An 8,045-nucleotide genomic window follows, 5' to 3' on the forward strand; every position below is an offset into this window, starting at 1 on the left:
GGGAAAACCCTGGTCAACAACCCCACCGACACCACATCCGACAACCGCCGATCCGAGATCGGCTTCACCCATCCGCTACGAGGCACGCCTCATCATAACGCAAACTCCACTAACTGAACGGTATTGGCCTTAACCCCAAAGCTGCGGCTAGACGGCACGGGCACCTCCTTGACACCCTCGGCGAGGCGAGCCGTTCGATGGAAACATCCCAAATCAATGAACTGTATTCGGGAATAGCCCGCCACCTCCACTGTGCCGCTGCGAAGCCTGCCCCAGCCGACCACCAAAGCCGTCGTCGGCGTGTGTGACAGATGGTTAGAACACGCCGATCGGGCAGGTATGTCACTACCCGAAGCGGCGGTCCGCGCGAGCGTTAGCGTGCGTACCGTAAGACCTAGTCAACAGCCTCAAGGAGTCATCGATGGGTACTACGGAATTGAGCGGACCTCCCCCCGCCGGACAAGCCGACCTCAGCTCACTCCTCGATCTGGCGGACCTTCCAGGTGTGAGGGAAATCCAGGCCTCCGCGGACTCCCTCCGCATCGCGTACCCGGACACTGATTTCGTCATCAAACTGGCATACCGTACTCCCCGATCATCTTTCTCGACTGACTGGGAAGTTACCGTCCGTGAAGCGAGTCCGGGCCTCGGTACCTGGTCAGGCCGGTGGCAACGAACGTTTGCCACGAACCACACGGACTTGGGTCCTCTCATCACCGAAGAAATCCGGGAGACTGCTTCTCATATTCGGAGAATGTTGGATGATCACGCGCTGAACGAAGCCGGTCATCTGAGCTGAATGTCGGCCAAGCCAAGAGGCTCCATTCGTGGAGCATAGCCACCGCTGCAACGGAGGGACACAATAAGGTGTGGAATCTAGTCGCGATCTTCAATACTCGCACCGCAGATATCTAGCGAAATTTGAGCCGGCGCCACTTGAGAACTTGCGCAGAATTACCGGCTTAATGGCGGCTAAATGGGGTAATCCACCCCAACCAATCGTCAGCCCGCCCCCCAATTGCCTCCGTGCTTCGCGTGGCGGTAATTCTTCAGAGTCGAGGAGTTACAAATGGACCGCTACGTAATCGAGCGCACTTTACCCGGCGCCGGTCAGCTTAGCGAGCAGGAGCTACACGATATCTCAGCAAAGTCGAACGAAGTGCTGTCTGAGCTGGGCGATAACGTGTGCTGGGTGCAGAGCTTCGTGACCGACGACAAGTTGTACTGCATTTACGACGCAACTGACCCCGCTCTGATCTTGCAGCATGCCGAGTTAGGCGGATTCCCGTGCGACTCTGTTAAACCTGTCAGCGTCGTAATTTCACCACAGAGCGGACGCTGACCGACGCCGAAGATTCTTTCATGCACACCTCGTTTATCCCAAAGGGTCTTTGAGATCTCTCTCAGGATGGCATAAACCGACAGGGCGAGTCGCCGGTGGAGGATCTACTCGCAACCGTGATTCCGGCGGCCGGGAATTACCCGTCCGAGCGGCAAGCCGGATCGATTCCCGCCACGCGTGGAAGACGGTGATGCCAGGATGCACCGCAATTCCTAGTCGCGGTCGAGTGGCGTGATCAACAGTGCTGCTCGGCCGGGATTGAGATCTTTCGCCTACCTCAGTACGCCACCGCCAGCGAGAGTTGTCACTGCGCCGCAATTCGAGCAGCGCGGAATCGTCGCTGGCACCAAGCACGATGGCCCGTGCCACGTCTCTGTCAACGGCCAAGTTGATGCGGTCGGCACCATGTCACCGCGCGTCATTTCCTTTGCTGCCCTTGGGTTCTTCCACTTCTTAGGCAGCACGAGCGGGGTTGCCTTGGGGACGCGCAATCCCAGGACGATCAGCGCCAGCCGCACCGGCCCGGCCGGAAGCGGGATAGAGCATCCAGTTCGGGTCCTCGATGCGTACGATCTGCAGGCAGCAGCGGCAGAGCCCGTCGTCATTGACGTGGTTGCGCTGTCTGCACCGCAGGCAATGCTCTCGTCGCAGAAAGGTTCGCCGCCACTTCGCGCAGGCAGAGCAGGCGGTGTATTGCCGTCGTTCGCCCCAGCCGAAGCAGATTGGGCACTGCACGATCGGCCAGTTCTTCCTACCCGACGCCATCGTCAGTTCGGTGGCAGAGATAGGCGGGCTCGGCCTCGCCTGGGCGTCGGCCGCACGGGCTCGTTCCCGCGGCCGACGGCTCGACGCGCATGGTGTTCGTGTTCGTCGGGGACAGCGAGGGGTTCGGCCTCCAGCAGATCGGCAACCGTGCCGTCCAATGCGGCGCAGATCCTGTCCAGGTCGTCGACGCGGACGGTGGTCGGTTTGCCGCTCCATGGTGCGGCGACCTTGCTCAGCGATCGCGTGAACCCGACGTTGGTGAAGGCGGCGAGGACGTCGCTGGGCCGCCAGATATCGCGTTTGGCTGCGGCCCATCGCAGGTTCCCTTGCATCGCAGTTCCCCTTGTCCATGACGAGTCGTTGCAGCGCCCGCTCGGCTGCAGCCAGGCTGGCTGGCGGTTTCCGGGTCGGCGTGCGCGGCCAGATCGAAACCGTGGTCATCACGCGGTCGTGTCCCGGCAACTTCTTAACCTCCCACAGCGACATTCCGCGCTCGTAGTTTTGGTCGCGCAGGCATGCCGGAGCAAGTGGGGATGCAGCTCGGTGACCGGTCCGCTAAGGAATCGGTGACCCGCGTCCTTGAGGGCGCGCCGAAACGGCGACGGCGTCACCGCGATCGCCGGCGGATCCACGTTCAACGCACACACCGCCGACGGGATCCGTTCGGACGAGAACAGCGGCGCCTCCGGGTTGTCTGGGTCGCAAAATTCCGCGCGGACTTCTTCGACGTACCACCAGAGCAGCGCTCGGCCTTCCTCGAACAGATACCCCCCGCGATGACTCGGCCCGGATCCGCGAGCTCCCTTGCTGTGCACCAGGAATCGGCCTCACTGCCCGGATTCCCAGTGCACGTCGCCGATCCGCACCCCACAGAACTCGGCGGCACGAACACCGGAGAGGTAGGTGAGCTTGCCCATCACGTAGTCACGTCGAGCGATCACCGGCTTCCGGGCCTCGTTCAGCGATTCCCGCCAGCGGCCGAAGAATTCGCGCATGGCACGGTGCGACGGAAGTATGCGAAGTCCGTAGTCGCCGCGATGCCGCGGACGGTTGAACGGGTCGGTCGGCGACTCGAACGCGACACCGAAGCGGCGGGCGATCTCGCCGGCGTATCGCTGTTCCAGGAACGCGAAGTAGTGGTCGATCAGGGTCATCTTGCGGCGCACCGTCGCCCGGCCGCGTTTGCCCACCTCGGCGAAATACTTGTCGACCTGACGCGGGGTCAGCTGCCACGGCGCCAGTCTGTAATGCCCGGCAGATCTCGATGATCGGCTTTGTCAACCCGTCCACGGTCGCCGGTGCCAGCCCGGCCGTGTCCCGTGGCCACTGGTACTCGGCAACAGTGTCGAGGAAGAAGCCCTACTTGCCCCCGCCCGACAAGGCCGCGGCGTTACGCCGCTCCAGCGTGTGAGGCGAGCTCAGGCTCGAGCATTCGCTCGAAGGGCGGTCCGCCGTCACTATTCGAAGCGGACGGGACGATTGAGAGCTCGCCTGTCCTCGACACCGCGCAGCGCCCGACCCGATCCCGACTTGCCCCGCCGTTTGGGGGGTGTGAGATGACCCGTTCGGCCAGTGGCGAGGCGAGTGGGTTGTCACTAGATTTCTCGGGGGCCCATCAGAGTCCGTGTTGCCGAGCTACCGGTGACACATCGAGGTCGAGGTGTATTGCTGGGGTGATGTGGTGATGTGGTGTCCACCGTAGTGGTGAACTTTGTCGGTGGCCGGGCGTGCCCGGGGCGCACAGCGGGCACCAACCTCGGCTGCGGTGTCACCGATATGAGGCGCCTCGAGCATGCGCACGCTGAGCATTGCGCGACCCAGGGTTTCGACCTTTTCTGCGCGCCGCCGCCGCATCGCGTCCTCTTCTCACAGAAGCGGACCGGAGCTGCGTGCCCTCCTCCGCGCCTCCGTTGGCGCTGCGATCGCGCACGGCACCAATCGCTGGCCCTTCACATGAGCGCCGCAAGGTGGAGATCAAACGCAGATGGCGCGGCCACGACCGCGCCGTCGCCCGCAGCGTCGAGCTTCGTGATCGTGACGACTCGATCGTTCGGGCGGTGGCGAGCCACCGGTATTGATGCGCGATGGATGATCCGATCGCGGTGGGTCTCTTTGCACAATGTGAACGAGTTGCTCTGGGATAGCCAACCGGATCATGGGTTCGGTGAAGGGCGAGAATACTCCTGAGGCCACCACGAACGCGGCGCTCTGCAAGCTCCTCTTTCAGTATTAGCAGTTTCGCTCCGATGAAAGGCGGTGGCCGAGCATGCTCGCGCCGGACGACTCGCGTCACGGAACCGTGAACGCCTACTGCAACCTCGCCTGTCGATGTTCATCATGTAGACGCGCGAACACGGTGAGCCAGCGCGCATACATCGCGGTGATCCGGGCGCACACCCGGATCGTCGGACAACACGGCACCTCATCTGCCTACAACTGCGGCTGCCGCTGTGGTCTGTGCACGACGGCCAACACCGAACGAAGCCGGCGCTACCGCCGCACCCGTCTCGCCGAATCACCCTGGCGCACATAGCGTTCGCCTGGATTGTCGTGCAGGTGACCGTGATTGGTCACAGCTTGGGCCGTCGCCAGCGGGACAGCAAACAGACCGAGCCCGATGAGGAGTATCGCGGTGAGAGCGATCTTTCGAACGAGCATTCCTGGTCCCCTTGCCTGCGGTGCGGCGGTGGTGTCGTCGCGGCTTACCCGTCGGTGAAAACGGTCTCCCTGTCAGAGGGGAGGCATTTCCGAGAGCGGGATGTGGGGTTTGTCGGCGATGAGCACTTCGGCGGTCAGGAACATCGCCGCAATCGACGCCGCATTTTCCAGCGCTAATCGGGTTACCTTGACCGGGTCCATGATTCCGGCGGCGATCATGTCGCCGTACTGTCCGGTTGCGGCGTTCAAACCGTGCCCGAGCGGTAGGTGTCGGACCTTGTCGACCACGACCCCGCCTTCCAGGCCGGCGTTGACGGCGATCTGCCGCAACGGTGCGTCCAGAGCCACCCGCAGGACGTTGGCGCCGGTCGCATCGTCACCGGTGAGGTGCAATGCGTCGAACGCCGTGACGGCTGCCTGCAGCAAGGCGACGCCACCGCCGGCGACGATGCCTTCTTCCGCTGCCGCCCGCGCATTGCGTACGGCGTCCTCGAGCCGATGTTTGCGTTCCTTGAGTTCGATCTCGGTCGCGGCGCCGATCCGGATTACCGCTGCCGCCCCGCTGAGCTTGGCCAAACGCTCGCGGAGTTTGTCGGTGTCGTAATCCGCGGTCGATGCCTCGATTGCAGTGGTGATCTCCCTGACTCGTCCGGCGATCGCGGTGGCGTCGCCGGCGCCGCCGACTATCGAGGTGTCATGTTTGGTGATCAGCACCCGGCGGGCACTTCCGAGCAAATCGAGGCTCGCCGCCTCGAGGGTGACCCCGATAGCGTCGGATATCACCTGGCCGCCGGTGACGACGGCCATATCGCGCAGCATCAACTCGCGTCGGTCCCCAAAACCGGGCGACTTCACGGCCGCTGAGGTGAACGTGGCTTTCACGTTGTTGACGACCAGGGACGCGAGAGCAGAGTCGGTGACGTCTTCGGCCACGACGACCAGCGGGCGACCGGTCTTCATCACCTTCTCCACAATGGGAGTCAAGTGCTTGATCGAGCTGATCACCGACGAGACGAACAGGATGTAGGGGTTGTCCAGGACGACCTCGAGCCGTTCGAAATCGGTCACGAAGTACGGACTGAGGTAGCCCTTGTCGAATCGCAAACCCTCCACCAGCTCGAGGGTGAGGCCGAAGGTGTCCGACGCCTCGACGGTGACGATGCCGTGCACGCCGACCTTGTCCAGCGCGTCGGCGACAATAGTGCCGATAGCGGGGTCACCGGAGGAGATCGTCGCGGTCGCGGCGATCTGTTCGGTGGTTTCGATCGGTCTGGCCGCGTCGTTGATCGCCCGGATTACCCCGACCAAACCTGCGTCGATCCCCCGCCGCATCGCCATAGGGTTCGCACCGGCGGCGATGTTACGCAGACCCTCGTGCACCATCGCTTGAGCGAGCACGGTCGCGGTGGTCGTTCCGTCACCGGCCACGTCGTCGGTCTGCTTGGCGACCTCTTTGACGAGTTCGGCGCCCATCTTTTCGTAGGGGTCGTCGAGTTCGACATTGCGCGCGACGGTGACCCCATCGTTGGTCACGAGGGGTTTGGCGACGTCGCGGCCCAGCACCACATTGCGACCCTTGGGGCCCAGGGTGACCTTGACGGCATCGGCGAGCTTATCCACTCCCCGCTGCAGGGCACGGCGGGCGTCTTCGTCGAAGGCGATCATCTTGGCCACGTCGGCTGCACGCTCTTTCTGTCTCTCGGGTGAGTTCTTCACCACGGGGCCGCGACCGAGAACACCCGGTCGCGATACTCGTCCAACTGCTTCCAACGGCGTTCGGGCCTCGCGCCCCAAACCTGTTTACCGGCCACGCCGCCGCACCACGCCCGAGCGCCAAGGCCTCCGGGCGCAGTATCACCGCGCCAACCGACTGAAATCACTACCAAGCAGCCGTGGCTGCGCCGCGTGCGGAGGAGTCGCGTTGGCGCAGCCACGGGTCCCGATCACCTCACGCGTGGATAATCACGCCGCGGATGTTCTTACCGTCCCGCAGGTCCTGATAACCCTCGTTGACCTGGTCGAGGGTGTATCTGGTGGTGATCAGGTCGTCGAGGTTGAGCTTGCCGGCATCGTAGAGTCGCAGCAGCCGCACGATGTCGTACTGCGGGTTCGACGAGCCGAACAGGGTGCCCTTGATCGTCTTCTCGTTGAGGGTCAGATCGAGGCCCGAGACATGCACGGTGAGCTTCGCCGGATCCGCCAGCCCGGTGATCACCACGGTGCCACCCTTACCGATCACCGCGGTCGCCGCCGAGACCACGTCCTCGTCGACCGTGCCGACCAAGATCAGCGCCTGATCGGCGCCCTGCCCCCAGGTGAGTTCGTGGACCGTTGCCGCAGCGCTCGCAGCGTCGGGGAAGGCGTGGGTGGCACCGAACTTCAGTGCGGTGTCACGTTTGAACGCCACCGGGTCGACCACGACGACATACTTCGCGCCCGCGCTCACCGCACCCTGGACGGCGTTGATGCCGAGCCCACCGATGCCGTAGATGACGGTCGTGTCGCCGGGCCGCACACCGCCCGCATAAACCGAGGTGCCCCAGCCGGTCGGAACGCCGCAGCCCACGAGCACCGCAGTCTCGAGCGGCAACCAATCGTCGATCTTGACCACCGAGTGCTGGGAGATGGTGGCGCGTTCGGAGAAGGTGCCGAGCATGCACATCGCCCCGAAATCCAGACCGTTGCCGTGGAACCGGAAACTGCCGTCGCTCATACACCCTTCCAGGATGCGGGCGCCCATGTCACAGAGATTGGAGCGACCGGTGGCGCAGTACCGGCAGGTTCCGCAGTTCGGGATGAAGCTGCACACCACGTGATCACCTGGTTTGACCTTGGTGACACCGGGACCGACTTCTTCGATGATGCCCGATCCCTCGTGTCCACCGACGATCGGATAACGCGGCGGCAGGTCACCGTCGGTCAGATGCAGGTCCGAGTGGCACAACCCGGCGGCGGTGTATTTGATCAACACTTCGCCGACGCCGGGACCGTCGAGGTCGAGTTCCATGATCTCGAATGGCTTTCCCGGCTCGAGTAGTACCGCAGCCTTGGTCTTCATTGAAACTCCTTGTCGGTAAGAGATTGTCAGAGGGCGATGTTGACGGACTTGATCTGCGTGTACAGGTCGATGGCGGAGCCGCCGAGTTCCCGTCCCCAACCGGACTGCTTGTAGCCGCCGAACGGCATCGCGGTGTCGAAACCGTTGTACTGGTTGATCCACACCGACCCGGCCTTGAGCTTCTTCGCAGTCCGGTGCGCCTTGGAGATGTCCTTGGTCCAG

General features: G+C 63.4%; 7 protein-coding genes. 1 reads left to right on the plus strand and 6 read right to left on the minus strand.

What is annotated here, in order from left to right; genetic code table 11:
• Positions 1–1,069 precede the first annotated feature (1,069 nt).
• Positions 1,070–1,342, plus strand: a complete 273-nt coding sequence (locus tag WAW17_RS17225; RefSeq protein ID WP_422334152.1) for a DUF4242 domain-containing protein — start codon at positions 1,070–1,072, stop codon at positions 1,340–1,342.
• A 767-nt stretch (positions 1,343–2,109) separates the two neighbouring features.
• On the opposite strand, the gene WAW17_RS17230 is transcribed toward WAW17_RS17225, so the two are convergent.
• From WAW17_RS17230 to WAW17_RS17255, 6 genes are all read right to left on the minus strand, one after another.
• A complete protein-coding gene (locus WAW17_RS17230; RefSeq protein WP_422334153.1) occupies positions 2,110–2,439 on the minus strand; it encodes a helix-turn-helix domain-containing protein in 330 nt (109 codons plus the stop codon).
• A 495-nt stretch (positions 2,440–2,934) separates the two neighbouring features.
• Complete coding sequence (locus WAW17_RS17235) at positions 2,935–3,297, minus strand: hypothetical protein (protein WP_422334154.1); 363 nt, start codon at positions 3,295–3,297, stop codon at positions 2,935–2,937.
• A 1,300-nt stretch (positions 3,298–4,597) separates the two neighbouring features.
• A complete protein-coding gene (locus tag WAW17_RS17240) occupies positions 4,598–4,765 on the minus strand; it encodes a hypothetical protein (RefSeq protein WP_422334155.1) in 168 nt (55 codons plus the stop codon).
• Between the two features lie 72 nt (positions 4,766–4,837).
• The gene (groL, locus tag WAW17_RS17245; RefSeq protein ID WP_422334156.1) at positions 4,838–6,439 is read right to left on the minus strand and encodes a chaperonin GroEL; all 1,602 of its coding nucleotides are present in this window, start codon (positions 6,437–6,439) and stop codon (positions 4,838–4,840) included.
• Between the two features lie 274 nt (positions 6,440–6,713).
• Positions 6,714–7,823 (minus strand): NDMA-dependent alcohol dehydrogenase, encoded by a 1,110-nt coding sequence (locus WAW17_RS17250; protein ID WP_422334157.1) that lies wholly within the window; start codon positions 7,821–7,823, stop codon positions 6,714–6,716.
• A 26-nt stretch (positions 7,824–7,849) separates the two neighbouring features.
• Positions 7,850–8,045: aldehyde dehydrogenase family protein (locus tag WAW17_RS17255; protein WP_422334158.1), on the minus strand; the 196-nt coding region annotated here is incomplete at its 5' end.

It is taken from the genome of Rhodococcus sp. (in: high G+C Gram-positive bacteria) (assembly GCF_049286785.1).
Classification (GTDB): Bacteria; Actinomycetota; Actinomycetes; order Mycobacteriales; family Mycobacteriaceae; genus Rhodococcus_F.